Source organism: Aquabacterium sp. A08, assembly GCF_011742065.1.
Window position 1 is genome coordinate 21,222 of sequence record NZ_JAAQQT010000687.1, and the last position, 25,599, is coordinate 46,820.

28 protein-coding genes, 2 tRNA genes and 1 pseudogene are annotated in these 25,599 nt (G+C 69.2%); 17 read left to right on the forward strand and 14 right to left on the reverse strand.

All coding sequences use genetic code 11. The features are described from left to right. The 10 genes from HA630_RS18165 to HA630_RS18210 form a co-directional block, all read left to right on the forward strand. Nucleotides 1-252 (forward strand): uL15 family ribosomal protein (locus tag HA630_RS18165; protein WP_243855514.1); only part of this gene is annotated, 252 nt, incomplete at its 5' end. A 23-nt stretch (nt 253-275) separates the two neighbouring features. After that, nucleotides 276-1,595 carry a preprotein translocase subunit SecY gene (gene secY, locus HA630_RS18170; protein WP_166836546.1) on the forward strand — a complete coding sequence of 440 codons (1,320 nt, stop codon included), beginning with the start codon at nt 276-278 and terminating at the stop codon, nt 1,593-1,595. An 86-nt stretch (nt 1,596-1,681) separates the two neighbouring features. After that, on the forward strand, nt 1,682-1,795 hold the full coding sequence (gene rpmJ, locus HA630_RS18175; protein WP_072242940.1) for a 50S ribosomal protein L36: 114 nt from the start codon (nt 1,682-1,684) through the stop codon (nt 1,793-1,795). Between the two features lie 18 nt (nt 1,796-1,813). Beyond that, nucleotides 1,814-2,179, forward strand: coding sequence for a 30S ribosomal protein S13 (gene rpsM, locus HA630_RS18180; RefSeq protein WP_101049642.1), 366 nt, complete (start codon nt 1,814-1,816; stop codon nt 2,177-2,179). A gap of 17 nt (nt 2,180-2,196) precedes the next feature. After that, nucleotides 2,197-2,598 (forward strand): 30S ribosomal protein S11, encoded by a 402-nt coding sequence (gene rpsK / locus HA630_RS18185; protein WP_166836547.1) that lies wholly within the window; start codon nt 2,197-2,199, stop codon nt 2,596-2,598. Nucleotides 2,599-2,761: 163 nt separating this feature from the next. Further along, on the forward strand, nt 2,762-3,385 hold the full coding sequence (gene rpsD / locus HA630_RS18190) for a 30S ribosomal protein S4 (protein ID WP_166836549.1): 624 nt from the start codon (nt 2,762-2,764) through the stop codon (nt 3,383-3,385). A 109-nt stretch (nt 3,386-3,494) separates the two neighbouring features. Next, nucleotides 3,495-4,481, forward strand: a complete 987-nt coding sequence (locus HA630_RS18195) for a DNA-directed RNA polymerase subunit alpha (protein ID WP_166836551.1) — start codon at nt 3,495-3,497, stop codon at nt 4,479-4,481. Between the two features lie 74 nt (nt 4,482-4,555). Beyond that, the gene (gene rplQ, locus HA630_RS18200) at nt 4,556-4,951 is read left to right on the forward strand and encodes a 50S ribosomal protein L17 (RefSeq protein WP_166836553.1); all 396 of its coding nucleotides are present in this window, start codon (nt 4,556-4,558) and stop codon (nt 4,949-4,951) included. Between the two features lie 24 nt (nt 4,952-4,975). Next, nucleotides 4,976-5,052: transfer RNA gene (locus tag HA630_RS18205), tRNA-Met, on the forward strand. A 55-nt stretch (nt 5,053-5,107) separates the two neighbouring features. Next, nucleotides 5,108-5,662, forward strand: coding sequence for a redoxin domain-containing protein (locus tag HA630_RS18210; protein ID WP_371809286.1), 555 nt, complete (start codon nt 5,108-5,110; stop codon nt 5,660-5,662). Between the two features lie 14 nt (nt 5,663-5,676). Here HA630_RS18210 and HA630_RS18215 read toward each other — a convergent pair whose 3' ends face one another. The 3 genes from HA630_RS18215 to HA630_RS18225 all read right to left on the reverse strand — a co-directional run bounded on the left by HA630_RS18215 (nt 5,677) and on the right by HA630_RS18225 (nt 7,038). Continuing rightward, nucleotides 5,677-6,081, reverse strand: coding sequence for a hypothetical protein (locus HA630_RS18215; RefSeq protein WP_166836555.1), 405 nt, complete (start codon nt 6,079-6,081; stop codon nt 5,677-5,679). Nucleotides 6,082-6,141: 60 nt separating this feature from the next. After that, a tRNA-Met gene (locus HA630_RS18220) sits at nt 6,142-6,218 on the reverse strand. 37 nt (nt 6,219-6,255) lie between these two features. Beyond that, a complete protein-coding gene (locus HA630_RS18225; protein ID WP_166836557.1) occupies nt 6,256-7,038 on the reverse strand; it encodes an enoyl-CoA hydratase in 783 nt (260 codons plus the stop codon). A gap of 176 nt (nt 7,039-7,214) precedes the next feature. Between HA630_RS18225 and HA630_RS18230 the strand changes: the two genes are divergently transcribed. Further along, nucleotides 7,215-8,018 carry an enoyl-CoA hydratase-related protein gene (locus tag HA630_RS18230; RefSeq protein ID WP_166836559.1) on the forward strand — a complete coding sequence of 268 codons (804 nt, stop codon included), beginning with the start codon at nt 7,215-7,217 and terminating at the stop codon, nt 8,016-8,018. A 34-nt stretch (nt 8,019-8,052) separates the two neighbouring features. On the opposite strand, the gene HA630_RS18235 is transcribed toward HA630_RS18230, so the two are convergent. The 3 genes from HA630_RS18235 to HA630_RS18245 all read right to left on the reverse strand — a co-directional run bounded on the left by HA630_RS18235 (nt 8,053) and on the right by HA630_RS18245 (nt 11,824). Next, nucleotides 8,053-9,885, reverse strand: a complete 1,833-nt coding sequence (locus HA630_RS18235; RefSeq protein WP_166836561.1) for a M61 family metallopeptidase — start codon at nt 9,883-9,885, stop codon at nt 8,053-8,055. Then, nucleotides 9,882-10,604, reverse strand: a complete 723-nt coding sequence (locus HA630_RS18240; protein ID WP_166836563.1) for a DsbC family protein — start codon at nt 10,602-10,604, stop codon at nt 9,882-9,884. Before HA630_RS18240 ends, HA630_RS18235 begins: the two co-directional genes overlap by 4 nt. Nucleotides 10,605-10,690: 86 nt before the next feature. Next, complete coding sequence (locus HA630_RS18245) at nt 10,691-11,824, reverse strand: FAD-dependent monooxygenase (RefSeq protein ID WP_166836565.1); 1,134 nt, start codon at nt 11,822-11,824, stop codon at nt 10,691-10,693. Between the two features lie 68 nt (nt 11,825-11,892). Here HA630_RS18245 and HA630_RS18250 point away from each other — a divergent pair, with 68 nt between their 5' ends. Continuing rightward, nucleotides 11,893-12,804 (forward strand): MOSC domain-containing protein, encoded by a 912-nt coding sequence (locus tag HA630_RS18250; RefSeq protein WP_166836566.1) that lies wholly within the window; start codon nt 11,893-11,895, stop codon nt 12,802-12,804. A gap of 12 nt (nt 12,805-12,816) precedes the next feature. On the opposite strand, the gene HA630_RS18255 is transcribed toward HA630_RS18250, so the two are convergent. After that, nucleotides 12,817-13,809: an HD-GYP domain-containing protein gene (locus HA630_RS18255; protein ID WP_166836567.1), complete on the reverse strand. Its 993-nt coding sequence runs from the start codon at nt 13,807-13,809 to the stop codon at nt 12,817-12,819. A 321-nt stretch (nt 13,810-14,130) separates the two neighbouring features. Here HA630_RS18255 and HA630_RS18260 point away from each other — a divergent pair, with 321 nt between their 5' ends. After that, complete coding sequence (locus HA630_RS18260; protein WP_166836568.1) at nt 14,131-15,369, forward strand: ATP-binding protein; 1,239 nt, start codon at nt 14,131-14,133, stop codon at nt 15,367-15,369. 18 nt (nt 15,370-15,387) lie between these two features. Here HA630_RS18260 and HA630_RS18265 read toward each other — a convergent pair whose 3' ends face one another. Then, nucleotides 15,388-15,843: a DUF3429 domain-containing protein gene (locus HA630_RS18265; protein ID WP_166836569.1), complete on the reverse strand. Its 456-nt coding sequence runs from the start codon at nt 15,841-15,843 to the stop codon at nt 15,388-15,390. Between the two features lie 13 nt (nt 15,844-15,856). Further along, nucleotides 15,857-17,284, reverse strand: coding sequence for a methyl-accepting chemotaxis protein (locus HA630_RS25690; RefSeq protein WP_305792627.1), 1,428 nt, complete (start codon nt 17,282-17,284; stop codon nt 15,857-15,859). Between the two features lie 215 nt (nt 17,285-17,499). Here HA630_RS25690 and HA630_RS18275 point away from each other — a divergent pair, with 215 nt between their 5' ends. After that, on the forward strand, nt 17,500-18,273 hold the full coding sequence (locus HA630_RS18275; protein WP_243855516.1) for an EAL domain-containing protein: 774 nt from the start codon (nt 17,500-17,502) through the stop codon (nt 18,271-18,273). A gap of 19 nt (nt 18,274-18,292) precedes the next feature. Then, a complete protein-coding gene (locus HA630_RS18280) occupies nt 18,293-18,712 on the forward strand; it encodes a BLUF domain-containing protein (protein ID WP_166836570.1) in 420 nt (139 codons plus the stop codon). Nucleotides 18,713-18,727: 15 nt separating this feature from the next. Here the strand turns inward: HA630_RS18280 and HA630_RS23825 are convergent, their stop codons facing one another. The 3 genes and pseudogenes from HA630_RS23825 to HA630_RS18295 form a co-directional block, all read right to left on the reverse strand. Further along, nucleotides 18,728-18,949, reverse strand: coding sequence for a SlyX family protein (locus HA630_RS23825; protein ID WP_166836634.1), 222 nt, complete (start codon nt 18,947-18,949; stop codon nt 18,728-18,730). Between the two features lie 51 nt (nt 18,950-19,000). Beyond that, nucleotides 19,001-20,140 (reverse strand): annotated as a pseudogene (locus HA630_RS18290) (CaiB/BaiF CoA transferase family protein); the annotation flags it as partial. Beyond that, nucleotides 20,137-20,649, reverse strand: coding sequence for a low molecular weight protein-tyrosine-phosphatase (locus tag HA630_RS18295; protein ID WP_166836571.1), 513 nt, complete (start codon nt 20,647-20,649; stop codon nt 20,137-20,139). The gene HA630_RS18295 and the pseudogene HA630_RS18290, both read right to left, overlap by 4 nt. 118 nt (nt 20,650-20,767) lie before the next feature. Here HA630_RS18295 and HA630_RS18300 point away from each other — a divergent pair, with 118 nt between their 5' ends. Next, nucleotides 20,768-21,211: a universal stress protein gene (locus HA630_RS18300; RefSeq protein ID WP_166836572.1), complete on the forward strand. Its 444-nt coding sequence runs from the start codon at nt 20,768-20,770 to the stop codon at nt 21,209-21,211. 3 nt (nt 21,212-21,214) lie between these two features. Here HA630_RS18300 and HA630_RS18305 read toward each other — a convergent pair whose 3' ends face one another. Then, nucleotides 21,215-21,835, reverse strand: coding sequence for a MarC family protein (locus HA630_RS18305; protein WP_166836573.1), 621 nt, complete (start codon nt 21,833-21,835; stop codon nt 21,215-21,217). Nucleotides 21,836-21,915: 80 nt separating this feature from the next. Between HA630_RS18305 and HA630_RS18310 the strand changes: the two genes are divergently transcribed. Then, nucleotides 21,916-22,605, forward strand: coding sequence for a dienelactone hydrolase family protein (locus HA630_RS18310; RefSeq protein WP_166836574.1), 690 nt, complete (start codon nt 21,916-21,918; stop codon nt 22,603-22,605). A 30-nt stretch (nt 22,606-22,635) separates the two neighbouring features. Here HA630_RS18310 and HA630_RS18315 read toward each other — a convergent pair whose 3' ends face one another. Next, nucleotides 22,636-25,530, reverse strand: a complete 2,895-nt coding sequence (locus tag HA630_RS18315) for an EAL domain-containing protein (RefSeq protein ID WP_166836575.1) — start codon at nt 25,528-25,530, stop codon at nt 22,636-22,638. Nucleotides 25,531-25,599: the final 69 nt, after the last annotated feature.

Sequence of the window (25,599 nt, forward strand, 5' to 3'; positions counted from 1 at the left end):
CTGCCCAAGCGTGGCTTCAAGTCGGCGAACCTGAAGTTCAACGACGAAGTGACCCTGGCCGATCTGGAAGTCCTGGGCGCCGCCGAAGTCGACCTGCTGCTGCTGAAGCAAGCCGGTCTGATCCGTGCGATCGCCAAGAACGTCAAGGTCGTCAAGACCGGTGAACTGACCAAGGCGATCAAGCTCAACGGCATCGGCGCCACCGCCGCCGCCAAGGCCGCCATCGAGGCAGCCGGCGGCACGCTGGCCTGATCCGGACCCACTCGGAAACGCTCGTGGCCACAAACGCAGCAACCCTGGCCAAAACAGGCAAGTTCGGTGACCTCCGTCGCCGGCTGGTGTTCCTGTTGTTGGCTTTGGTGGTCTACCGCATCGGTGCACACATCCCTGTGCCCGGCATCGACCCGGTGCAACTTGAACAGCTGTTCAAGGGGCAGCAGGGCGGCATCCTGAACCTGTTCAACATGTTCTCGGGGGGTGCCCTGTCCCGCTTCACCGTCTTCGCGCTGGGGATCATGCCGTACATCTCGGCATCGATCATCATGCAACTGATGACTTACGTGGTCCCCACGTTCGTCGCACTGAAGAAGGAAGGCGAGGCCGGTCGGCGCAAGATCACCCAGTACACCCGTTACGGCACGCTGGCGCTGGCCATTTTCCAGGCCCTGGGTATTGCCCTGGCCCTGGAAGGTTCGGCCGGCCTGGTGATCGACCCCGGTTTCGGCTTCCGCTTCACCGCGGTGGTCAGCCTGGTGGCCGGCACCATGTTCCTGATGTGGTTGGGCGAGCAGATCACCGAGCGTGGCCTGGGCAACGGCATTTCGATCCTGATCTTTGCCGGTATCGCGTCCGGCCTGCCGAGTGCGGTGGGCGGCCTGCTGGAACTGGTGCGCACGGGCGCCATGAACATCCTGGTCTCGATCCTGATCGTGGTCCTGGTGGTGCTGGTGACCTACTTCGTGGTCTTTGTCGAGCGCGGTCAGCGCAAGATCCTGGTGAATTACGCACGCCGTCAGGTGGGCAACAAGGTGTACGGCGGTCAGTCGTCGCACCTGCCGCTCAAGCTGAACATGGCCGGCGTGATCCCGCCGATCTTCGCGTCGTCCATCATCCTGCTGCCGACCACGCTGGTGAGCTGGATCAGCACCGGGGATGCGACCCGCTGGTTGCGCGACATCGCCGCGGCGCTGTCGCCCGGTCAGCCGATCTACGTGGCGTTCTACGCGGCGGCCATCGTCTTCTTCTGCTTCTTCTACACCGCACTGGTGTTCAACAGCCGCGAAACCGCGGACAACCTGAAGAAGAGCGGTGCGTTCATTCCGGGCATCCGCCCGGGGGACCAGACGGCCCGCCACATCGACAAGATCCTGTTGCGTCTGACGCTGGCCGGTGCCATCTACATCACGCTGGTGTGTCTGCTGCCCGAGTTCCTGATCCTGAAGTACAACGTGCCGTTCTACTTCGGGGGCACCTCGCTGCTGATCATCGTGGTGGTCACCATGGACTTCATGGCCCAGGTGCAGAACTACGTGATGTCGCAACAGTACGAATCGCTGCTGAAGAAAGCCAATTTCAAGGCGAATCCCGGTATGTGATGTTCCCAGCGCGGCGTTGCGCCAGACGTGGGAAGCGGGTCTTCCGCAGCAAGTGTAGAGTTTTGAGATTTATCTAGGAGAGAAACATGCGAGTTTCGGCTTCGGTCAAGAAAATGTGCCGCAACTGTAAGATCATCCGTCGCCATGGCGTCGTGCGAGTCATCTGCACCGACCCGCGACACAAGCAGCGTCAAGGCTGACACGTTTAGAGGACCACCATGGCACGTATTGCAGGTATCAACATTCCGCCGCACAAGCACGCCGAAATCGGCTTGACGGCCATATTCGGCATCGGTCGCACCCGCGCCCGCCAGATTTGCGAAGCCTGTGGCATCGCCTTCGACAAGAAGATCAAGGATCTGAGCGACGCCGAACTCGAAAAGGTGCGTGACCAGGTCAACACCTTCACCATCGAAGGCGACCTGCGTCGCGAGACCACGATGAACATCAAGCGTTTGATGGACATCGGTTGCTACCGCGGTTTCCGTCACCGCCGCGGCCTGCCCGTGCGTGGTCAGCGCACCAAGACCAATGCCCGCACCCGCAAGGGTCCGCGCAAGGCAGCGCAGTCGCTGAAGAAATAATCCGTTAAAGGACAGTTATGGCCAAGCAACAATCCAGCGCCGCCGCCCGCGTGCGCAAGAAAGTCCGCAAGAACATTGCCGACGGCATTGCCCACGTGCACGCCTCGTTCAACAACACCATCATCACCATCACCGACCGCCAGGGCAACGCCTTGTCTTGGGCGTCGTCGGGTGGCCAGGGCTTCAAGGGTTCGCGCAAATCGACCCCCTTCGCGGCCCAGGTGGCTTCCGAAGTGGCCGGCCGTGCCGCCATCGAACAGGGCATCAAGAACTTGGACGTCGAGATCAAGGGCCCGGGTCCGGGTCGCGAATCCTCGGTGCGCGCCCTGGGCGCCCTGGGCATCCGCATCACCTCGATCGCCGACGTGACCCCGGTGCCGCACAACGGCTGCCGTCCCCAGAAACGCCGTCGCATCTGAGGATGCTTGGCACCGTGTGGTGCCGAGTGCTAGAATCTCAGGCTTTTGCCAACGCCGCTGCGTTCCAACGCAGTGGCTTTGTTGTTAAGACCACCGCCGCCTCCTGCAAGTGGGGCGGCTCCCGCAGCAAACGGCTGCGGCAGATTGACTGAAGGACACCCACGTGGCACGTTACCTCGGCCCCAAGGCCAAACTCTCCCGCCGTGAAGGCACCGACCTGCTGCTCAAGAGCGCCCGCCGCTCGATCAGCGACAAGGCCAAGTTCGACTCCAAGCCCGGCCAGCACGGCCGCACCTCGGGTCAGCGCACCTCCGACTTCGGTCTGCAACTGCGCGAAAAGCAGAAGGTCAAGCGCATCTACGGCGTGCTGGAGCGCCAGTTCCGCCGCTACTTCGCCGAAGCCGACCGCCGCCGTGGCAACACCGGCGCTAACCTGCTGAGCCTGCTCGAGTCCCGCCTGGACAACGTGGTGTTCCGCATGGGTTTTGCCTCCACCCGTGCCGAAGCCCGTCAGCTGGTGTCGCACAAAGGCATCATCGTCAACGGCCAGAGCGTGAACATCCCGTCTTACCTGGTCAAAGCCGGTGACGTGGTCGCCGTGCGCGAAAAGTCCCGTGGTCAGGCCCGCGTCAAAGAAGCGCTGGAGCTGGCCAAGCAGATCGGTTTCCCCGCCTGGGTGGAAGTCGCCGCCGACAAGGTCGAAGGCACTTTCAAGAAGGCCCCGGACCGTGACGAATTCGGTTCCGACATCAACGAATCCCTGATCGTCGAACTGTACTCGCGTTGATCGCGGGTCATCCCCCTAGAGCCCAGACGCTGCCGTTGGCGGTGTCTGGGATTTTGTGCTCCATCGGCCTTATCGGTGTAACGAGCCGAGGGTATTGAAGGAAGTCCGAATGCTGAATAACCTGCTCAAACCGAAGAACATCAACGTCGAGCAACTGTCGGCGAACCGCGCCGAAGTCACGCTTGAGCCTTTCGAGCGTGGTTACGGCCACACCCTGGGCAACGCCCTGCGCCGTGTGCTGCTGTCCTCGATGGTGGGCCATGCCCCGACCGAAGTGACGATCGCCGGTGTGGTGCACGAGTACTCGTCCATCGACGGCATCCAGGAAGATGTGGTGCACATCCTTCTGAACCTCAAAGGCGTGGTGTTCAAACTGCACAACCGCGACGAAGTCACCCTGAGCCTGCGCAAAGACGGCGAAGGCGTGGTGACCGCGGCCGACATCCAGACCCCGCACGACGTGGAGATCCTGAACCCGGACCACCACATCGCCACCCTGGCCCCCGGTGCCAAGCTGGACATGCAGATCAAGGTCGAAAAGGGCCGCGGTTACGTGCCCGGCAACCTGCGCCGCGGTGACGAAGCGACCCGTTCCATCGGCCGCATCGTGCTGGACGCGTCGTTCTCCCCGATCAAGCGGGTGAGCTACGCCGTGGAAAACGCCCGTGTGGAGCAGCGCACCGACCTGGACAAGCTGGTCATGGACATCGAGACCAACGGTGCCGTGGGTCCGGAAGAAGCCGTGCGTGCCGCCGCCAAGATCCTGGTGGAACAGCTGGCTGTGTTCGCGCAACTGGAAGGCGCCGACGCGTTCGAGCTGGGCGCCGCCCCGGCCCGCGGTGCCCAGCAGTTCGACCCGATCCTGCTGCGCCCGGTGGACGAGCTGGAACTGACCGTGCGTTCGGCCAACTGCCTGAAGGCCGAAAACATCTACTACATCGGTGACCTGATCCAGCGCACCGAGAACGAGCTGCTCAAGACCCCGAACCTGGGTCGCAAGTCGCTCAACGAAATCAAGGAGGTGCTGGCTTCGCGCGGCTTGACGCTGGGCATGAAGCTGGAAAACTGGCCGCCCGCCGGCCTGGAAAAGCACTGAACCGTTTTTTGTAAGCCCCTGACACCCGGCGGTACCTGACACGGCCACCGGCGATTATTTGAAAGGAACACACCATGCGTCACGGACACGGACTTCGCAAACTCAACCGCACCACCTCGCACCGCCTGGCGATGCTGCGCAACATGATGAACTCGCTGCTGACGCACGAAGTCATCAAGACCACCCTGCCCAAGGCCAAGGAACTGCGTCGCGTGGTCGAGCCCATGATCACCCTGGCCAAGGAACCCACCCTGGCCAACCGCCGTCTGGCGTTTGACCGCCTGCGCGACCGCGACGTGGTGGTCAAGCTGTTCAACGAACTGGGCCCGCGCTTCAAGGCGCGTCCGGGTGGCTACACCCGCATCCTGAAGATGGGTTTCCGCGTGGGCGACAACGCCCCGATGGCCCTGGTCGAACTGGTGGACCGCGCCGAAACAACTTCTGCCGAAGAAGTTGCAGCAGCCGAATAAATCGTGCTACAATAACTGTCTTGACGCGGAGTGGAGCAGCCTGGTAGCTCGTTGGGCTCATAACCCAAAGGTCGCAAGTTCAAATCTTGCCTCCGCAACCAATAAATCAAGCTTAGGCTTGTCTGAAGGCCCTCGGTAACGAGGGCCTTTTTGTTTGTGTCGCTTCGCTTTCCACGATGGATTTCAGGCCCGCGTCCGCGTTGGCTGCGCCACCTGGGCAACGCCGCCCTGGTCGTTGCGGTGCTGGCCGGCGTGCAGCTCTGGCAAACGCGCCACGTGCCGCCAGGTCCTGCCCCGGACCTGGCCTTGGCGGTGCTGGAGCGCGACGGCCGCTTGTCGACGACCACGCTGTCCGAATGGCGCGCCCGGCACCCGGGCCGGCCCGTGGCGCTGCATTTCTGGGCCGAGTGGTGTCCGATCTGCCGCACCGAAGAAGCCGGCATCACCCGCTTGCAGCGTGACTGGCCGGTGCTGACCGTGGCCATGCAGTCGGGCGACGCGGCCGCCGTGGCACGGGTGCTGCAGCGCCGCGGCCTGTCATGGGACGCGGTCATCGACCCCGCGGCCCAGGTCAGCCGGGCGCACGGCATGTCGGCCGTGCCCGGCTTTCTGGTGGTGGACCGCCACGGCAGGGTCCGCACCCCCACGGTGGGCTACACCACCGAGTGGGGCATGCGCCTGCGGCTGTGGTGGGTGGACGTCACCGACTGAACACGGGGCCGTGTTCACAGGCCGCCGAACAGCCCGTCCTCGTTGAGCAGGTCGTAAGCGATCTCGGGCCGCTGCTCCATGCTTTTCTTGATGGCGGCCGGGATGTTCTGGCGCGTCTTGCGACACAGGCCGCGCTGTTCGTGCACCAGGATGACAATGCCGCGCAGGCTGCGCACCTCGTGCGGGCCGGGGCCCAGACTCAGGCGGATGCCCAGTTGTTCTTGCATGCGCACTTGCAGGTGGCGCAGGTCGTCCAGGCTGCTCAGGTTTTCCAGCCGTTGCAGCAGGCGTTTTTCCTCTTCCCGGGTCAGGCGCATCACCCGCAGGTCGGCGCCGGGTTCGGCCAGCAGCGCGTCCCGGTCGCACACACAGGCGCCGGGCGGGCATTCGGTGCGGATCGGGTGGGGCAATGGTTTCATGTCCTGCGCCGAGGGGCCGAAAAAAAACCCAACATCGGGGATGCTGGGTTTTTCTTTGTTTGGTGGCTCTTCCCTGATTCGAACAGGGGACCTGCGGATTATGATTCCGTCGCTCTAACCGGCTGAGCTAAAGAGCCTGAAGACAAAGATTATAGGCCAAAAAATCGCGCCCGATCAAGCGTTCGTGAAAACCGCCGGACGTTTTTCCACAAAAGCGGCCATGCCTTCCTTTTGGTCGGCGGTGGCGAACAGGGCGTGGAACATGCGGCGCTCGAACATCATGCCGTCGGCCAGCGGGCCCTCGAAGGCGCGGTTGACGGTTTCCTTGGCCGCCATCACCGCGATCTGCGAGTAGCCGGCGATGGTCAGCGCCGCGCCCAGGGCCTCGTCCATCAGCTTGTCCAGCGGCACCACGCGGCTGACCAGACCGGCGCGCTCGGCCTCGGTGGCGTCCATGAGGCGGCCGGTCAGGCACAGGTCCATGGCCTTGGCCTTGCCCACGGCGCGCGGCAGGCGCTGGGTGCCCCCGGCCCCGGGGATCACGCCCAGTTTGATTTCCGGCTGGCCGAACTTGGCGTTGTCGGCGGCGATGATGAAGTCGCACATCATCGCCAGTTCGCAGCCGCCGCCCAGGGCAAAGCCGCTGACGGCGGCGATGACCGGTTTGCGGATGCTGCGCAGCGTTTCCCAGTTGCGGGTGATGTAGTCGCCTTTGTACACGTCGGCGAAGGTGTAGCGGGCCATGGCACCGATGTCGGCGCCGGCGGCAAAGGCTTTTTCACTGCCGGTCACGATCATGCAGCCGATGTCGTCGTCGGCGTCGAAGGCTTTGAGCGCGGCACCGAGCTCGTCCATCAACTGGTCGTTCAGGGCGTTGAGCTGCTTGGGGCGGTGCAGCGTGACGATGCCGACGCGGCCTTCGGTGCGGACCTGGATCATTTCGGGCGTGGTGCTCATGCGTGTCTCTCTCGGGGTGGGAATGGATCGGTTTCAAACTATAGCGCCTGCCTGGGCACAACGGCGGTCGCGCAGGGCACAAATGCTGCCGCGCCGGGCCTGCGCGCCGAGTGGGCGCCCCCAGTCCCCGCGCAATGCGGTAGATTGCCGGCTGAACCCACACAGGAGACCCGTCCATGACGACCGACACCGACGACAGCATCCTCTACGCCGAACACGGGGCCGTGGCCCTGGTCACCCTGAACCGGCCGCAGGCGCTCAACAGCTTCACCCGCGCCATGCACGTGGCGCTGCAGGCCGCGCTGCAGCGCGCCAGCGACAACCCGCAAGTGCGTGCCTTGGTGCTGACCGGCGCCGGTCGCGGCTTCTGTGCCGGGCTGGACCTGTCGGAGCTGGACTTCACCCCGGGCGAGGGCCTGCTGGAGCGGGCCAGCCCCGGCCCGGTGATCGACGGCTACTTCAACCCCACCGCGCGCGCCTTCATGAACCTGCGCATGCCCACAGTGGCGGCGGTCAACGGCGTGGCGGCCGGGGCCGGGGCCTCGCTGGCCATGGCCTGCGACATCGCGGTGGCCGCCCCCGGTGCCAGCTTCGTGCAGGCGTTCAGCAAAATCGGGCTGATCCCGGACGCCGGTGGCAGCTGGCTGTTGGTGGAGCGGCTGGGCTTGGCCCGGGCGCTGGCGCTGGCCATGACCGGCGACAAGCTGCCGGCCGCACAGGCCAAGGAATGGGGCCTGGTCTGGGACGTGGCCGAAGACCCGGTGGCCCAGGCGCTGGCGCTGGCGCAGAAGCTGGCGGCCATGCCCACCCAGGCCCTGGTCGCCACCCGGGCGCTGTTGCGCGAGGCCGGCACCCGCAGCTTCGACCAGCACCTGGACGTGGAGCGCGACCTGCAGACCGCGCTGGGCCGCACCCACGACTACTTCGAGGGCGTCAACGCCTTCCTGGAAAAACGCGCCCCGGTGTTCCGGGGCGCTTGAGCCGGGGGCGCACGGCCCGACCCGGGCCGTGGCGTCACTCCGCCAACCAGCGGCGGGGCGTGTCGTCGGCGCCGACGCTGGCGCGCGACAGCCGCACCACCGTGGCCGGCGCGGGCCAGTCCAATGGACAGCGCAGCAGCCGTCCGTCGCGCGCCACCAGGGCGACGCAGCGCTGCGCGCCACGGGCGTGCAGGGCCACCTCGTCCAGCTTGCGCACGCGCCAGGCCTGGGTGCTGCCGTCGGCGGCGGTGGTTTCCAGGCCCAGCCATTCGTCGCCGGCGGCCAGGCCCGCGGCTTCGGCGGCACCGCCGCGCAGCACGTTTTTCAGCACCAGGCCCTGCTGTTCGCCCACCCGCACGCCCAGGCGCTGGGCCAGCGGCGCAGGGTCGGCGTGCCAGTGCACGCCGTGGGCGGGCAGCAGGGTGTCCAGCGGCAGGTCGGCGGTGCCGTGCACCCAGGCGTCCAGTTCGGCGTCGAAGGGCCGGCCACCCAGGCGTTTGAGCACCTTGCGCAGGTCGGCCTCGCGCATCGGGCCGCCGTCGCAGCGCGCGTACAGGGCACGCATCACCGCGTCCAGCGTGGTGCGGCCTTCGGCGCGCAGCGTCAGGTCCAGGCACAGGGCCACCAGGGCGCCCTTGGTGTAGTAGCTCACCGTGGCGTTGGGCGTGTTTTCCTGGATGCGGTAGTACTTGACCCAGGCGTCGAAGCTGGCCTGCGCCACGCTTTGCACCCGCCGCCCCGGGGTTTGCAGCACCTGGTTGACGGTTTTGGTCAGCAACTGCAGGTAGGTGGCTTCGTCGATCAGGCCGGCGCAGTGGACCAGCAGGTCGTCGTAGTAGCTGGTGAAGCCCTCGAAGAACCAGAGCAGCTCGGTGTAGTTCTCGCGGCCGTAGTCGTAGCGGGCGAATTCGCGCGGCCGCAGGCGCTTGACGTTCCACGTGTGGAAGTACTCGTGGCTGATGAGCCCGAGCAGGGTGGTGTAGCCATCGCTGGCCTTGAGCTTGGGGACGGTGGCGTCGGCGCTGTCGGGGCGCAGCGGCAGGTCGCCGCGTTGGCAGATGAGCGCGGTGCTCTGGCGGTGCTCCAGGCCGCCGTAGCCGTCGGCGCTGGCGTGCAGCAGGAACAGGTAGCGGTCGAACGGCGGTGTGCCCTGGCCTTCGGGGCCGGCGGGGCCGTGCCACAGCGCCATGTTGGCTTCGCAGATGCGCTGGGTGTCGCGCAACAGGCGCTCGCCATCGAAGCCCGCGGGCGCGCCGCTGACGACGAAGCGGTGCGGCACGCCGCGCACCTCGAACGCGCCGCTCCAGAAGGTGCCCAGCTCAACGGGGTGGTCGGCCAGTTCGTCGTAGTCGGCCGCGCGGTACAGGCCAAAGCCGTTGGGCTGGACCCGCCGGGCGGGCAGGGCGGTGGCCAGGCGCCAGCCGGCGGTGTGGGCGTTGTCCAGCACCTCCAGGTCGTGCGTTTCGTCGCCGCGCCCATCCGCCTGCAGGCACAGGCTGGTGGGGTTGAAGAAGCCGCGGGTCTGGTCCAGGAAGGCGGTGCGCACCGAGGCGTCGAAGGCATAGACCTGGTAGCGCAGGGTGAGCGTGGCGCAGCCAGCCGGTGGCCGCGCTTCCCAGGTGTTCTTGGCGGTCTGTTGCAGCGCCAGGGGCTGGCCGTCGGCGCTGGCCTGCAGGTCCTGCAGGTGCTGGGCGAACTCGCGCACCAGGTAGCTGCCCGGAATCCACACCGGCAGGCTCAGGCGTTGGCGCGGGGCCGGGTGGTCCAGCTCCAGCGTCACGTCGAACAGGTGGGTGTGCGGGTCGCGCACCGCCACGCGGTAGCGAACGGCGGCGTGGGCCGGGCGCCGGGCAGCGGCGGGCTTCATTTCGCGGCGGCCAGGGCCTGTTCGATCTTGTCGGCGCCGGCCGCACCGGGCACGCGGGTGCCATCGACGAAGAAAGTGGTGGGCGTGCCGGTGATGCGGGTCTTCTGGCCGAAGGCCACGTTGCGCTCCAGCGCGGCGGTGTCGCAGCTGGCGCTGGGTGGGGTCACGTTGCGCAGCATCCAGTCTTCCCAGGCCTTGGCCTTGTCTTTGGCGCACCAGATGTTCTGCGACTTGGTCACCGAGTCCTGGCCTAGGATGGGGTAGAGGAACACGTAGACGGTGACGTCGTTGATCTTGGCGATGTCTTTTTCGAAGCGCTTGCAGAAGCCGCAGTTCGGGTCGACAAAGGTGGCCATCTTGCGCTGGCCGTTGCCGCGCACCAGGGTGAAGGCGTCTTTCAGCGGCAGGTCTTTGAAGGCGACGGCGGTGAGCTTGTCCAGGCGCTGTTCGGTCAGGTTGGCCCGGGCCTTGGTGTCGATCAGGGCGCCCTGGATCAGGTAGTTGCCTTCGGCGTCGGTGTAGAGGAGGTCGCTCTGGTTGATGCGCACCTCGAACAGGCCTTTCATGGGCGTGGCGCGGACCTCGTCGATGCGGGGCAGGTTGGGCAGGCGTTCGGCCAGGTTTTTGCGGATGGCGGCTTCGTTGGCGGTCGCGCTCAGGGCGGTGGCCAGCAGGCACAGGGCGGCCAGGGGACGGGCCAGGCGGTTCAGCAGGTTCATGGGGAATCCAGGAAGGGGGTGGGGGAGGGCGCGCCAGGCGCCGGGCTGTCCGGTTAGGCCGCAGTCGCGGCGGTTTGGTTCCTGGCTCAGGGGGTCGCGGGCCCGGTGGGGCCCATGGCCTGCTGCGCCGTCCATTGCTTGAGCGCGCCGAGCCGGTCGAAGCCGAGCAGGCCCCAGCGGCGCAGCGCCTGCACCCGGCTGTCGGTATGGCCGAACAGGCCGAACAGGCCGTCGGTGACCCAGGACAGGGCGGTCACGTCGGCCTGGCGCGCGCGCTCGTAGCGGCGCAGCAGCTTCAGGTCGCCCAGGTCGCGCCAGTATTCGCGTTCGCGCAGCACGCGGGCCAGGGCAGCGGCGTCGGCCAGGCCCACGTTGAGGCCCTGACCGGCTAAGGGGTGCATGGCGTGGGCCGCGTCGCCGGCCAGGGCCAGGCCGGGTTGCACCCAGCGCCGGGCACGCGACAGTTCCAGCGGCCAGCCCGCGGACTGGCCCAGGGGTTGCAGGGCGCCCAGGGCGTGGTCGCAGGCCTGGGCCACGGCCGCGGCCAGGCCCTCGGGCGGCAGGGCCCGCAGCTGCGCGGCGCGTTCGTGCGGCACCGACCACACCAGGGCCACCGCATGGCCCCCGTCGCCGTCCAGCGGCAGCAGGGCCAACACCTCGCCCTGGTGGAACCACTGGCGCGCCACGCCGCCGTGGGGGCGCTCGGTGCGCAGCCGCGCGGCCACCGCGGTGTGGGGGTAGGGCCGCACGTCGAATTCAAAGCCCAGCGCGTCGCGGCTGGCGCTGCGCTTGCCTTCGCTCACCACCGTCAGGGCGGCGGCGGGGCGTTCGGTCAGCAGGTCGATGCCGGGCTGGAAGCCCACGGCCTGCGCCAGGGTGGTTTCCAGCGCCGGCACGTCCACGATCCAGGCCAGGGGGGCGGTGGCGGCGTCGAAGCGCACGGCCGCCGGGCGCTCGCGGCCGGCCTCGGCCACCCACATGTGCCGCACCGGGGTGGCGGCGGGGGCGCCGTCGGTGGTCGTGGCCGGCCAGACGCGCAGGCCGTCCAGCAGGGTGTGGGACGCGGCGTTGAGCGCGTAGGCGCGGATGTCGGGGGCGGGCGGGGCCGGCAGTTCGCGGCGCACCAGCGCCACCCGCAGCCGGTCGCGCGCCAGCAGCAGGGCCAGGGTTTGCCCCACCACGCCGGCGCCCAGAATGGCCACGTCGTACTTTTTGCTCATGCGGAAATTGTAGGAGCAAGCCCGCCGGGCCGTGCACAATGGGGCCGGACCGCCCGCAGGAGCCCGCCATGGCCTTTTCCGACGACCCTTTGCCCCTGACCGTGGAGCAGCTTTGGACCTACCCGGTGAAAAGCTGCGCCGGCCTGCGCCTGCACAGCGTGCCCTTGCTGGAGACGGGCCTGGAGTGGGACCGCACCTGGATGCTGGTGGACGCCACGGGCGAATTCGTGTCGCAGCGGGAGCTGCCGCGCATGGCGCTGATCCGCCCGCGCTTTCACCTGGGGCGGCTCGAACTGCAGGCCCCTGGCATGCGCGTGCTGCCACTGCCGCTGGACGCGGCCGGCCACCCACGCCGCGTGCGCGTGTGGGACGACGAGGTGGACGCCTACGACATGGGCGACCTGGCGGCCCAGTGGTTCACCGAATGCCTGGCCCCGGGCGCGCCCCACGGCCTGCAGGCGGGCCTGCGGCTGGTGCGCTTTGACCCCGACGTGCGCCGCCTGTCGGCCCCGGCCTGGACCGGCGGTGTGGAGGCGCCCAACCAGTTCAGCGACGGCTTTCCGTTGCTGGTGCTGTCCAGCGCCTCGTTGGCCGAGGCCAACGAACGCCTGGCGCTGCTGGGCCTGCCACCCCTGGGGCCGGAGCGGTTCCGGCCCAACCTGGTGCTCGGCGGGCTGGCGGCGCACGACGAGGACCGCCTGGCCGACATCCACCTGCACGCCCAGCTGCCCGACGGCGCGGAGCCTGGGCCGGCGGTGTGGCTGCAGCCGGTCAAGCCCTGCGCCCGCTGCACCATGCCCGATGTGGACCCACAGACCGCCGAGCGCGGCAGCGCCGTGGGCCAGCTGCTGCACGGCTACCGCCAGGACCGCCGACTGATGGGGGCCGTCACCTTCGGCATGAACGCCATCGTGCGCCGGGGCGACGGCCAGCTGCTGCACGAGGGCATGGCCGGCCATGGCACCTGGGGCGCCTGGTGAGGGCCTGGGCCGTCAGAGGCGTTTGAGCAGCCGGGCCTTGTCCAGCCGGATCTTCACGTCTTCGGGGGCCACCGGGCTTTGCACGCTGTAGCCGGGCTGCTGGGTGTCGCGCTTGCGCGGCGTGGTCAGGGGCAGGCCGTCGGGGTCGGCAATGGCCAAGGCCACCGGGGTGTTCACCCGCTCACCGCGGCGCACCACCACCGCGGTTTCTTCGCTTTTCAGCCGCACGTAGGTGCCGGGCGGGTACATGCCCATCTGCTTGGCGAACAGCGCGCCCAGCGAATTCGACTGCGCCTGCGCTTCCAGGTAGAGGTTGCCCACCGCGACATTGGGCATCAGGCCGCGGCGGCTGACGCGCGGGCTGATGCGGGCGATGAAGATGTCGGCCATGCGCAGCAGCTGTTGCGCGGTGTCCAGCGTGCTTTTGCCCAGCGGGTAACCGCTGCCGTCGGGTGCCTCGTGGTGGTCGGCCACCAGGCCCAGCCAGCGCGCGTCGTCCACGCCCAGTTGGCGCAGCAGTTCCACGCCTTGCGAGGGGTGCTGCAGGATGATCTGCTTCTGTGCTTCCGAGGCCGGCTGGATCTGGATCGCCAGCTGGTCCTGCATGGCCGCCATGGCGATGTTCATGGTCAGCGCCGCGCGCAGCAGGGCGTCGGTGTCCGCCGTGTCGAGCTTGGCCAGCGGCGCCAGCATCAGGCAGGTGATGGCCGAGGTCAGCGCGTGCGTGGCGCAGTAGCCGTAGCTGCGGTCGGACAGCATTTGCACCAGCACGAACAGGCTGTCGTCCTCCTGCCCTTCCAGCGTCAGGCGCACCCCGGCTTCGATGAAGGCCAGCCGCTTGCGGAAGTCCTTGGCCTGCGCCCCCTCCTGCAGCAGCATGGCGAGGCGCCGACGCAACGCGGGCCACGCCTCGGCGGGCGAGGGGTCGAGCTGTGCGCGGACCTCCAGGCGCGCCGCATCGGCCAGGGCGGCCTGGGGGTCGGTGTCGGTCGTGGCGGCGGTCATGCCCCGAGTCTAAGGGCAGCTTTAGTAGATTGCTACGGTTTCATACAGATAGAAATGCTTGCAAACAACAGATGAGCCAAGATTTGAAAAAACAAGTCTTGGTCTGTGGTTGGTCGGGCATGGATTGGGGATGTTTTTGTCGAATTTCTGCAGCGTCTGTTCAAGTCGATGCGCGCACCGCGCTTGTGCATGGGCCCGTTGCGGGGTAGGATGGACCGAGGTGGGGAGGCGCCCGGGCTGGCCGGGATGGGGTGTTCGTCGCGGTGACGGGCCCGCGAACCGCTGTGTTGGCCCGTCCACGACGCGCAGAAAGGTCTCGCCATGTCTTCCCCGCCCACGCGCGCCAGGCGCACCGAACGCCATCCGACCCAGCCCCTGACCCAGAGCACAGGGGCGGTGAGCCGCGAGTTCTTGTCGTCGGTGTCCCACGAGCTGCGCACGCCGATGAGCGCCATCCTGGGCTTCACCCAACTGCTGCGGCTGGAGCCCCTGAGCCCTTCGCAGGCCGACAGCGTGGGGGAGATCGAAAAAGCCGGGCAGCAGTTGCTGTCTTTGATCAACGAGCTGCTGGACCTGAACAAGCTGGAAGCCGGGCATGCGGCGCTGCAGCCCGCGCCGGTGGACCTGCAGGCCGCGGTCGAGGCCGGCCTGCGGCAGTTGGCGCCCCTGGCCGACGCGCGCCGGGTGGCGATGCGGTCCCAGGTGCCCCGCCTGGGGGTGCTGGCCGACCCGCAACGCCTGCACCAGGTGCTGCAAAACCTGCTCTCCAACGCCATCAAATACAACCGCCCCGGCGGACACGTGGTTGTGTGCGCGGCCGAAAGGCCGGGTGGGCGGGTCCGGCTGTCGGTGCAGGACACCGGGCACGGCATCGCGCCCCAGCACTTGGCCGCGGTGTTCGAGCCTTTCCAGCGCGGCGCGGCCGAGGGGGGCGAAGTCGGGGGCACCGGCATCGGCCTGACGCTGGCGCGTCGCATCGCCCGGCAGATGGCCGGCGACATGGGTTTGCGCAGCACCGAGGGCGTGGGGTCGGAGTTTTGGGTGGAGCTGCCCCGCGCCACCTTGCCCGAGCAGGCCGCCGCGCCGGCCGCGCCGGGGCCGGTGGTGGCGCCCGATCCCGCGCGGCTGATGGCCTTGACCTACGACAGCCACGCGGTACAGCCCCTGACCGCGGACGAACTGGCGGCGCTGGTGGCCCGTGCCAAGGCCTTCAACCGCGAGGTCGGCGTGACCGGGCTCTTGCTCTACCACGACGGCAATTTTTTCCAGTACCTCGAAGGGCCGGCGCAAGGGCTGGAGCGCGTGATGGAACGGGTGCGCCGCTCCGGCCTGCACCGCCACCTGTACGTCCACGTGCAGGGCGAGACCGACCGGCGTTATTTTGACGACTGGGACCTGGGCCTGGCCGACATTTCCGGGCTGCCCGGCGACAGGTTGGAGGGGCTGCGCCAGGCCCTGGCCGCGCGCCGGGGGGGCGACGGCGCCCTGTCACCTGGGTTGCGGCTGCTGCTGAACTTTGCCGAGCACATCACCCGCCGGCCCGACCCCGCCGCCGCCTGAGCCGGCGCTCGCCGCCAGTCAGCCCAGTGTGGTCGCCAGCCAGGCCAGTGTCAGGGCGATGCAGGCCACGGCGGTCAGCCGACCGCGCAGGGGCAGGTACCAGGCGGGCAGCGCGGTGTGCGCGGCCAGGCGGCGGTCCTGCAGGTAGTGCAGCCCCAGGCCGGGCACCAGACAGGCCACCGCCAGCGGCCAGCCGAGCCAAACGGCGACCCACCCCACCAAGGCCGGCAGGGTGCTCCACGTGTACAGTCGGCCGCGGGTGGCGGCGGGCAGATCGGGCAGCAGCATGGCAAACGCCCAATGCAGCGCCCCCACAAAACTCAGGATGACGGCGCCGTAGGCCACCAGGGCCAGGGTCCACAACGGCTGCCGGGACGGGTCCAGGGCGACCAGGCCCGCCAGGGCGACGAAAGGCAGCAGGCCGCCGTGGCCCAGCCAGGCCACGCTGCGCGGGAGGGGGGTGGTGACAGACATGGTGGGAGTGGATTTAAAGCCGGAAAACCTCGACCGCCTGCGCCATCCGCTCGGCCTGGGCGTGCAGGCTGGCGGCGGCCGCGGCGCTTTCTTCGACCAGCGCGGCGTTCTGCTGGGTCATCTGGTCCAGGCGGTTCACCGCTTCGCTGATCTGGGCCAGGCCCTCGCTCTGGTCGACCGAGCCGTGGCTGATGTCGGCGATGATGGCGCTGACCTGCTGCACGCTCCGGACCACCTCTTGCATCGTGCTGCCGGCCTGCTGCACCAGGGCGCTGCCGCCCTCCACGTTGGCCACGCTGGCGTTGATCAGGTCCTTGATCTCTTTGGCCGCCTGGGCGCTGCGCTGGGCCAGGGTGCGCACCTCGCCGGCCACCACCGCAAAGCCGCGCCCCTGTTCGCCGGCGCGCGCAGCCTCCACCGCCGCGTTCAGCGCCAGGATGTTGGTCTGGAAGGCGATGCCGTCGATCACCCCGATGATGTCGGCGATCTGGCGGCTGCTGTCGGAGATCACGTCCATGGTGCTGACCACCTGGTTGACCACGCCACCGCCGCGCACCGCGACCTCGGCGGCGCTGCGCGCCATGCCGTCGGCCTGGCGCGCCGCTTCGGTGCTCTGCCGCACCATGCGGGTCAGGGCTTCCATGCTGCTGGCGGCCTGTTGCAGGTGGCTGGCGGTCTGTTCGGTGCGGTGGCTCAGGTCCTGGTTGCCGTTGGCGATTTCGCCGCTGGCGGTCTGGATGTCCTGGGCGGCGGCGCGCACCGTTTGCACCGCAGCGGCGGTGCGGGCCAGCACCACCTTGAGTTCCTGGGCCAGCGGGGCCTGCACGGCCAGGTCGCTGACGCGCAGCACGATGTGGGTCGGGTCCTGCATGCGCTGGGCCAGCTGGGCCACCTCGGCGTTGTTGCGCACGCTGCGCGCCAGGCCGGTGACGAAGTACACCTCGAACGCGGTCTGGGCCACCACGTAGCCCGCGTGCACCACGATCAGGCCCAGGTCGGGCTCGCTCAGGCAGTACAGGTCCCAGCCGGCGGCCTGCAGCCGGTCAAAGCCCAGGTGGTGCAGCGCAAACAGCGCCGCCGACCAGACGATGGGGCGCCAGTCCAGGTACACCAGCAGCAGCGCCAGGGTGATGAACACGCCGAAGTGGGTTTCGCGCAGCCCGGCGCTGGCCTGGATCTGCAGGGCCACCAGGGCCGTCAGCGAAAACGCCATCGCCAATCGCGAGGCCAGGCTGCCCTGGGCCAGCACCGCGCCCAGCAGGCCCGGCAAGGCCAGGCCAAGGGTCCACAGCACGCCCTGGGGCAGGCTCAGGCCGGGGCGCTCGAACACCAGTAGGATGCCCAGCGCCGTCAGGCCGTAGAGCAGCAGGGCCAGCAGCATCAGCCGGTCGCCGCGCCGGTACTGTTCGGCCAGGCCGTGGGTGTCGATGGATGCGTGCAAGGGAGCCCCTCAGAGTGTTGCTCCATTATGAGGCGGCCTGCACCCGGGCGGTGCCCCTTCAGACCATCAACCCCCGATATCGTGTATCCTGACCCGACGAGGGACATGGTCCAGTCTGCATAACTGACATGTCTGCCCATTGTGGGTGCCGTTGGGGCCGTCGATGCTGTGTTGTGGCTGTGCCGGAAATGGCGGCCGGGGGTGGTGAGATGTATTTGTCCCGTTTTTTTGCCGACGCCGACCAGGACGTGAAGGGTTGCATCCACTGCCGCGACACCCGGCCCTTTGCCATGCCCCTGAAGATGGCGTTCCAGCCCATCGTGGACATCGATGCGCGCACCGTGTTTGCCTACGAGGCCCTGGTCCGTGGGGCCAACGGCGCTTCGGCCGCCGAGGTGCTGGGCGCCGTCAAACCGGAAGACCTGTACGCCTTCGACCAGACCTGCCGCGTGCTGGCCATAGAAACCGCGCAGCGCCTGGGCATGGACACGCATTTGTCCATCAACTTCCTGCCCAACGCGGTGTACGAGCCGGCCACCTGCATCCGCCTGACGCTGGCCGCCGCCCACAAGGTGGGTTTTCCGCCGGAACGGCTGATTTTCGAGCTGACCGAATCGGAAAAAATCCAGAACCCGGCGCACGCCCTGCGCATCATCAAGGACTACCAGCAGCGCGGCTTTCTGACGGCCATCGACGATTTCGGGGCCGGCTATTCGGGCCTGAACCTGCTGGCCGACTTCCAGCCGCACCTGGTCAAGCTCGACATGGCCCTGACCCGCGACATCGACCGCGACAAGGTGCGGCGTGCCATCGTCAGCGGGGTGATCGGCACCTGCCTGGCGCTGGGCTGCAAGGTGGTGGCCGAAGGGGTGGAGCGGCCCGGGGAGCTGGACACCCTGCGCCAGATGGGCGTGACCCTGTTCCAGGGCTACCTGCTGGCCCGCCCGGGCCTGGAGTCGCTGCCCGAGCCCGACCTGAGCTGCGCCTGAGCGCCGGGGACCTGCGACGATGGTTTACCGCATGGTGTACGTCAGCGCCGCCACCGCGCCCCTGGACGCGGACGCGCTGCTTGCGCTGCTGACCCGGGCCCGTGAAAAGAACCAGCGGCTGGGCATTTCCGGCCTGCTGTTGTACCGGGACGGCGACTTCATCCAGCTGCTGGAAGGCGAGCGCGAGGCGGTGCGTGGCCTGTTCCACACCATCGAGCGCGACCCGCGCCACACCCGCACCCTGGTGCTGCTGGAAGGCGAGGCCGAACAGCGCTTGTTCCCCGACTGGTCGATGGGGTTCCGCAACCTCTCCGACCCGGCGGTGCGGGCCACGCCCGGGTTTTCGCACCTGATGAACACCCCGTCCTGGCCCACCGCCTTCCAGCACGACCCCGACGGCTGCCTGGCCTTGCTGGCCCTGTTTCAACCCCCGGTGTGAGGCCGTGGCCACCGCTTAGTAATGCGGCGGCAGCTCGTCGCGCAGGCTGCGAAAGCCGGGCGGCGCGGCCTCGGCTTGGCGTTCGGCCAGGCGGGCCACTTCCTGCTGCAGCCGTTCGATCTGCAACTGCTGCCGGTACACCTGCTCGTTCAGGCGCTCCAGCCAGTCGTCGCCCAGGCTGGCCTTGATTTCGAGGTTGGTCAGGCGGTCCAGGGTGTCGTCGTGGGTGGCGGGCATGTCGGGCGTGGGGTGGGGTTGCGGGTCGCGGGCGGGCCAGGCGGGGGCCGCCAGCACCTCGGGCGTGTGTTCGCCCAGGGTCGGTGCCGGGTGGCGCAGCCGCCCGGGCGTGGCGCTGAGTTTGGGCACGATGCCCGGCACCTTGAGCGGGCTGCCGTCGCGCGCGGTGCTGGGCACCACCATCTCGCGCGCCAGGTACTGCGGGTCGTGGGCGATGTCGGCGGCGGTGTAAATTTTGCCCACCGGCACCTGGGCCGCGTCCAGCGCCGCGATGGTCTCGTCCACCGAGCGTTGCTGCGTCCAGGCCTCGATGGCGGCGTCCAGCTCGGCGGCGCGGCGGGCGCGGCCGTCGTTGCGGGCCAGGTCGGGGTCGTCGGCCAGGTCGGCGCGGCCGATGGCCTGCATCAACCGCTTGAAGATGCTGTCGCCGTTGCCGCCGATCAGCACGTAGGCGCCGTCGCCGCAGCGGTAGGCGTTGGACGGCGCGATGCCCGGCAGGGCGCTGCCGGCGCGTTCGCGCACCACGCCGAAGGCGTCGTACTCGGGCAGCAGGCTTTCCATCAGGTTGAACACGCTTTCGTACAGCGCCACGTCCACCACCTGGCCTTGGCCGCCGTGGGCGGCGCGGTGGTAGAGCGCCATCAGCACGCCGATGACGCCGTGCAGCGCCGCGATCGAGTCGCCGATGGACACGCCGGTGCGCACCGGCACCCGGCCCGGCTCCCCGGTGAGGTGCCGCAGCCCGCCCATGGCCTCGCCCAGGATGCCGAAGCCGGGTTTGTGCGCGTAGGGGCCGGTCTGGCCGTAGCCCGACAGGCGCAGCATCACCAGCTTCGGGTTGAGGGCGTGCAGCGCGTCCCAGCCCAGGCCCCACTGCTCCAGCGTGCCGGGTTTGAAGTTCTCGATCAGCACGTCGGCCTCGGTCGCCAGCTGGCGCACCGCGGCCTGGCCCTCGGGCGTGCGCAGGTCCAGGCAGACCGAGCGCTTGTTGCGCGACTGCACTTCCCACCAGACCGAGGTGCCGCCGCGCAGCAACCGCCACTGGCGCAGCGGGTCGCCGCCGCTGGGGGGCTCTACCTTGATCACGTCGGCGCCGAAGTCGCCCAGCGTTTTGGCCGCGAACGGCCCGGCGATGAGCTGGCCCAGCTCCAGCACCTTCACGCCTTGCAGGGGCCCGGCGGCGCCGCTCATGCCCGGCCTCCGGCGGCCTCGCGGCGGGCCAGCTCGCGCTGCACGTGGCGCAGCAGGCCGTCGCAGGCGTCCTCCACCAGGTCCAGCACCTGCTCGAAGCCGCGGGCGCCGCCGTAGTACGGGTCGGGCACCACCGGGTCGGTGTGGCGCAGGCAGAACTCGGTCAGGCGGCGCAGCTTGCGCACGGCTGTGGGCGGGGCCATGGCTTCGGCCAGGGCCAGGTTGTCCCAGTCCATGCCCAGCAGCAGGTCGGCTTCCTCGAAGTCGGCCGCCACCAACTGCCGCGCGCGCAGGTCCGACAGGTCCAGCCCCCGGCGCAGGGCGTGCGCCTGGGTGCGCGGGTCCGGCGCGGCGCCCGGGTGGTGGTTGTGGGTGCCGGCCGAATCGACGCGCACCCGGTGCTCCAATCCGGCCGCGCGCAGGCGCTGGCGGAAAGCGCCGTGCGCCGTGGGGCTGCGGCAGATGTTGCCCATGCAGAAAAAGACGAGGTGGTAGCCGGGGGTGCTCATGCGCGCATTGTCGCGGCAAGTGGCGGCCCACGCTGGGCGCGGGGCCGGCGCCGGTCTATGATGGCAACACACCCTGGCGGACCGCGACGGCCGCCGACAGCCTCAAGGAGACGACGCGATGAAACTCTTGATCCCCGTGGACGGGTCCGACCTGTCGATGCGCGCGGTGGCCCACGCGGTGCAGCTGGCCGTGGCCGGCCTGCGCACCGAACTGGTCCTGGTCAACGTGCAGGAGCCCGCGTCGGTGTACGAACTGGTGACCCTGCACGACGCCGACGCCCTGGCCCAGGTGGCCGACGCCGCCGGCCGCGACACCCTGGCCCCGGCGGTGAAGCTGGCCCAGGCCGCCCACGTGCCGCACACCGAAGCCGTGGTGACCGGCGACGTGGTGGCCATGCTGCTGGAAGTGCTGGAGGCCGAAGGCTGCCAGGCGGTGGTCATGGGCAGCCACGGCAAGGGCCGGGTGCGCAGCGCCTGGCTGGGCTCGGTGTCGCAGGCCATGCTGGAGCGCGCGCCGGTGCCGGTCACCTTCGTCAAGCCGGTGGACGCCGACGCCGACTGAGCCTCAGCCCGCCAGCGCGGGGAAGAGCTGGGTCAGGCCGGTGGCCATCACCTCCACCGCCAGCGCGGCCAGGATCAGGCCCATCAGCCGCGTCATCACGTTGATGCCGGTTTTGCCCAGCACCCGCGCGATCGGCTCGGCCAGGGTGAAGCACACCGCCGTGGCCAGCGCCACCACCAGGCCGTAGCCCACCAGCGCCGCGTGCTGCCAGAAGGTGATGGCGCGGTCGGCGTAAATCACCACGGTGGACATGGTGGCCGGCCCGGTCAGCAGCGGAATCGTCAGCGGCACCACCGCGATCGAGGCGCGCGAGGAGGCGTCGTCCACCTCGTCCTGGTTGGTCTTGGCCTCGGCCGGTTGGGCGTTGAGCATGGCCAGCGCCGAGCTCAGCAGCAGCATGCCCCCGCCGACCTGGAAACTGGCCAACGAGATGCTGAAAAAATCCAGGATCTGCAGGCCCAGCAGGGCCGACGCGGCGATCACCGCGAAGGCGCTGACCGACGAGATGAGCACCGTGCGCCGGCGCTGGGCGTTGGAAAACCCCACCGTGTAGTGGATGAAAAACGGCACGATGGCCAGCGGGTTGACGATGGCCAGCAGGGTGATGAGGGGTTTGAGGTCCATGACCGCGATTTTCGGGGGCATTTGCGCTACGCTGTGCGCTGTTTTTTTTGCCCCCCACACACCAAGAGGAGTCCGACACCATGGGTGCTTTTGTCGACCTGACCGCCGCCGACGGCTTTGTGTTCCCCGCCTATGTGGCCCAGCCCGCCGGCGCGCCGCGTGGCGCGGTGGTGGTGCTGCAGGAGATTTTTGGCGTCAATGCCCACATCCGCTCGGTGGCCGACGGCTACGCTGCCGCCGGTTACGTGGTGGTGGCCCCGTCCACCTTCCACCGGGTGCAGCCCGGGGTGGAACTGGGCTACACCGACGCCGACATGCAGACCGGTTTTGCCCACAAGACGGCGGTGGAGGCCTTGCCCGCCCCCGGCGTGATGGCCGACCTCCAGGCCGCGGTGGACCACGCCGCCGGCCTGGGCGGTGGCCGGGTGGCCGTGGTGGGTTACTGCTGGGGCGGCCTGCTGACCTGGCGCAGCGCCTGCTTGCTGCAGGGTGTGACCGCCGCCGTGCCGTACTACGGCGGCGGCATGACCACGCCGGACGAGGCCGCGCGCACCCCGCGCTGCCCGGTGCTGGCCCATTTCGCCGAGGACGACGCCTGGATTCCGCTGGACACGGTGGCCGCCTTCCGCGCCCGCCACCCCGAGGTCACGGTGCACACCTACCCGGCGCACCACGGCTTCAACTGCGACCAGCGCGGCAGCCACCACGCGCCCTCGGCGCAGCTGGCGCGCGAACGCACCCTGGCCTTCCTGGCCCAGCACCTGGGCTGACCGGCGCCGCCCCGGCCGCCGCGGCCGGGTTCAGCCCTGTTGCTGCAGCCAGGCTTCCAGCGCGGGCGGCGTCAGGGCGCGGGCGTAGAGCCACCCCTGGAGCATGTCGCAGCCGTGGGCCAGCAGGAAGTCGCGCTGCGCCACGGTTTCCACCCCTTCGGCCACCACCACCAGGCCCAGGTCGTGCGCCATCGACAGGGTGGCGCGGATGATGGCCTCGTCTTCCGGGTCGCTGGGGATGCCCTGGACGAAGGACCGGTCGATCTTCAGCTTGCTCAGGGGCAGCCGCTTGAGGTAGCCCAGGCTGGAGTAGCCGGTGCCGAAGTCGTCCAGGCTCAAGCCGATGCCCAGGTCGGTCAGCTCGCGCATGCGTTCGTTCAGCTCGGGGCCGGCGTGGACCAGCAGGCTTTCGGTGATCTCCAGCTCCAGCCGGCCGGCGGGCTGCTGCATCTGTGCCAGCGCATCGCGCAGGTGGTCCAGAAAGTGCGGCCGGCCAAATTCCAGCGCCGACACGTTGACCGCCACCGTCAGGCCCGCGAAGTCCTGCGCCGCCGGGCCGTCGGCCCAGGCCTGGATCTGGCGGCAGACCTGGGTCAGCAGCCAGTGGCCCAGCGATTCGATCACGCCCGACTCCTCGGCCACGGTGATGAATTCCTGCGGCGACACCGCACCCAGTTCCGGGTGCTGCCAGCGCAGCAGCGCCTCCAGCCCCACCACCCGGCCGGCGGCGTTCACCTGGGGCTGGTAGGCCACGTAGAGTTCGGGCGACCCGGTTTCCAGCGCCAGCCGCAGCGCCGACTCCAGCGCCAGGCGGCGCGAGACGTGGGCGTGCATGGCGGGCTCGAAAAAGCGCCACTGGTTGCGCCCAGCGGCCTTGGCCGCGTACATGGCGGTGTCGGCGTGGCGCAGCAGCGCGTCCACCGACTCGCCGTGGTCCGGGTAGAGCGCCACGCCCACGCTGGCGGTGACGGTGACCTGCATGCGGTCGAGCACGATGGGCTCGGACAGCGCCTGCGCCACCTTGCGCGCCACGGTGGCGGCGCCGTCGCGGCCGCGCACCCAGGGCAGCAGCGCCACGAATTCGTCGCCACCCAGGCGGGCCAGCACGTCGCGCGCGCGCAGGCAGGCCTGGATGCGCGCGCTCACCGTGACCAGCAGTTCGTCGCCCTGGGTGTGGCCCAGGCTGTCGTTGACGTGCTTGAAACGGTCCAGGTCGAGGAACAGCACCGCCACGTGCTTGCCGTTCTGCTGCGCCGCGGCCAGCGTGGCCTGGGCCTGTTCGGTCCAGAAGGTGCGGTTGGCCAAGCCGGTCAGGGCGTCGAAGTGGGCCAGCTGCATCAGGCTGGCGTTGCTGTGGGCCAGTTCGTGGGTGCGCTCCAGCACCAGCTGGGCGGTGCGGCGGCCCTGGCCGGTGATGACGATGAGGAAGGTGCCCAGCATGGACACGGCGATCAGGCCGGCGGCGGTGGAGATCCAGGTGCTGTGCAGCGCGTGGCTGGCCCAGAAACCGGCGTCCGCCTGCACGTACAGCGTCCAGTCGCGCGCCGCGAAGCGCAGCGGCCAGCCTTCGCGCCAGCGGTCCCGGTGCGCCCGCTGGGCCGCGTCCACGTCGCAGCCGGCCGGGCCCGACAGGCGGCGGTTGTGGGTGGCGGCCTGGTTGTCCACCAGGCACAGCGTCAGGCTGTTCGGGGCAAAGGTGCCCAGCACCGCACCCAGCACGTCGTCCATGCGGAACACCGCCGACACCACCCCTTTGGGTTCGCCGTCGGGCTGGCGCACCCGCAGGTAGGCCACCACGGCGCGCTGTTCGCCCGACTCCTGCACCAGGCGCAGGCCTTCGGTCACCTCCGGGCGGCCGCTGGCCAGGGTGGCGCGCACCGTGGCGCCGGTGGCGGGCAGCACGCTCACGTCCAGGCCGCGCACCGCCAGGTTGGTGGTCAGCGGCACCACCCAGGTGATGGGCAGGTAGCTGGCCGCGCGCGGCGCCAGCGAGGTCTGGCCCAGGGCGTCGCGCCCCAGGATGTTGATGCCCGGCACCACCTGCTCGTACTGCCAGCGCTGGGCGTCGGTGACGTGGGGGCTCCAGCCGTAGTTCTGGGTGCCGGGGTAGCGCTGCAGCCAGAGCCGCGTGGCCGACTCGAAGGTGGCCTGGTCCATCTGGGGCGTCAGCTCCATCAGCTTGGCGATGGCTTCCACGCTGTCGATCTGGGCGTCGAAGCGGCGCTGCAGCCGCAGTGCGAGGTCCTGGCCGGCCTTGGCGAACTGTTCGTCCAGGTTGCGCTGCTGGTTGGCGTTGAGCAGTTGCAGCATGCCGGCCACCAGGGCCAGCGCCACCAGCATGGGCAGCGCCACGGTGCGCAGCCGGGGGCGCCAGGCGTCGGCCGGCTGGCCAAACAGCACCAGCACCAGTGGCGTGAACAGCACCGCGCCCAGGGTGTCGGCCAGCCACCAGGTCCACCAGCTGAACAGCGCTTCGCCGGGGGGCACCACGCCATCGAGCACCAGGAAGGGCACCGACAGGCTGGCGTTGATGGCCGTGCCCGCCGGGATGATGGCAAAACACATCAGCACCGCTTGCTGCGGCCGGTCCAGCGCCGAGGGGTAGCCGACCCAGCGCCGCACCGCCCAGGCGGTGGCCCAGGCCATCAGGGCCGCGCCCAGTGGCGTGACCACCAGGGTCCAGGTCCAGCCCAGGGCGCCGGACTGGCTGTGCGCCAGCAGCTGCACCCCCAGCGCCCCCAGGGCCACCCCGGGCAGCAGCCGGGCGCCGCCGGTCAGCACCGCGCCCAGGGCAATGCCCGAGGCGACGAAGATAATGGCGATGTAGTGCGGCGGGATGCTGGCCTGCAGCGACGCCCAGCCGCTGCCCGCGTAGGCGAGGGCAGTCAGCAGGTTGAGCAGCAGCGGGCGGATCGGCAACACCATGGGGTGAGAAAAAAGTAGGCGTACTGTAGCAGTCGCGCCCGCGCCGTTTGGGGGTGCCCGCGGGGCGGG

What these genes read in the sequence shown, in the direction of transcription:
- rpmJ (WP_072242940.1), top strand. Translation starts at nt 1,682, where the DNA reads ATGCGAGTTTCGGCTTCGGTCAAGAAAATGTGCCGCAACTGTAAGATC.
- rpsM (WP_101049642.1), top strand. Translation starts at nt 1,814, where the DNA reads ATGGCACGTATTGCAGGTATCAACATTCCGCCGCACAAGCACGCCGAA.
- rpsK (WP_166836547.1), top strand. Translation starts at nt 2,197, where the DNA reads ATGGCCAAGCAACAATCCAGCGCCGCCGCCCGCGTGCGCAAGAAAGTC.
- HA630_RS18195 (WP_166836551.1), top strand. Translation starts at nt 3,495, where the DNA reads ATGCTGAATAACCTGCTCAAACCGAAGAACATCAACGTCGAGCAACTG.
- rplQ (WP_166836553.1), top strand. Translation starts at nt 4,556, where the DNA reads ATGCGTCACGGACACGGACTTCGCAAACTCAACCGCACCACCTCGCAC.
- HA630_RS18215 (WP_166836555.1), bottom strand. Translation starts at nt 6,081, where the DNA reads ATGAAACCATTGCCCCACCCGATCCGCACCGAATGCCCGCCCGGCGCC.
- HA630_RS18225 (WP_166836557.1), bottom strand. Translation starts at nt 7,038, where the DNA reads ATGAGCACCACGCCCGAAATGATCCAGGTCCGCACCGAAGGCCGCGTC.
- HA630_RS18230 (WP_166836559.1), top strand. Translation starts at nt 7,215, where the DNA reads ATGACGACCGACACCGACGACAGCATCCTCTACGCCGAACACGGGGCC.
- HA630_RS18235 (WP_166836561.1), bottom strand. Translation starts at nt 9,885, where the DNA reads ATGAAGCCCGCCGCTGCCCGGCGCCCGGCCCACGCCGCCGTTCGCTAC.
- HA630_RS18240 (WP_166836563.1), bottom strand. Translation starts at nt 10,604, where the DNA reads ATGAACCTGCTGAACCGCCTGGCCCGTCCCCTGGCCGCCCTGTGCCTG.
- HA630_RS18245 (WP_166836565.1), bottom strand. Translation starts at nt 11,824, where the DNA reads ATGAGCAAAAAGTACGACGTGGCCATTCTGGGCGCCGGCGTGGTGGGG.
- HA630_RS18250 (WP_166836566.1), top strand. Translation starts at nt 11,893, where the DNA reads ATGGCCTTTTCCGACGACCCTTTGCCCCTGACCGTGGAGCAGCTTTGG.
- HA630_RS18255 (WP_166836567.1), bottom strand. Translation starts at nt 13,809, where the DNA reads ATGACCGCCGCCACGACCGACACCGACCCCCAGGCCGCCCTGGCCGAT.
- HA630_RS18260 (WP_166836568.1), top strand. Translation starts at nt 14,131, where the DNA reads ATGTCTTCCCCGCCCACGCGCGCCAGGCGCACCGAACGCCATCCGACC.
- HA630_RS18265 (WP_166836569.1), bottom strand. Translation starts at nt 15,843, where the DNA reads ATGTCTGTCACCACCCCCCTCCCGCGCAGCGTGGCCTGGCTGGGCCAC.
- HA630_RS18280 (WP_166836570.1), top strand. Translation starts at nt 18,293, where the DNA reads ATGGTTTACCGCATGGTGTACGTCAGCGCCGCCACCGCGCCCCTGGAC.
- HA630_RS23825 (WP_166836634.1), bottom strand. Translation starts at nt 18,949, where the DNA reads ATGCCCGCCACCCACGACGACACCCTGGACCGCCTGACCAACCTCGAA.
- HA630_RS18295 (WP_166836571.1), bottom strand. Translation starts at nt 20,649, where the DNA reads ATGAGCACCCCCGGCTACCACCTCGTCTTTTTCTGCATGGGCAACATC.
- HA630_RS18300 (WP_166836572.1), top strand. Translation starts at nt 20,768, where the DNA reads ATGAAACTCTTGATCCCCGTGGACGGGTCCGACCTGTCGATGCGCGCG.
- HA630_RS18305 (WP_166836573.1), bottom strand. Translation starts at nt 21,835, where the DNA reads ATGGACCTCAAACCCCTCATCACCCTGCTGGCCATCGTCAACCCGCTG.
- HA630_RS18310 (WP_166836574.1), top strand. Translation starts at nt 21,916, where the DNA reads ATGGGTGCTTTTGTCGACCTGACCGCCGCCGACGGCTTTGTGTTCCCC.
- HA630_RS18315 (WP_166836575.1), bottom strand. Translation starts at nt 25,530, where the DNA reads ATGGTGTTGCCGATCCGCCCGCTGCTGCTCAACCTGCTGACTGCCCTC.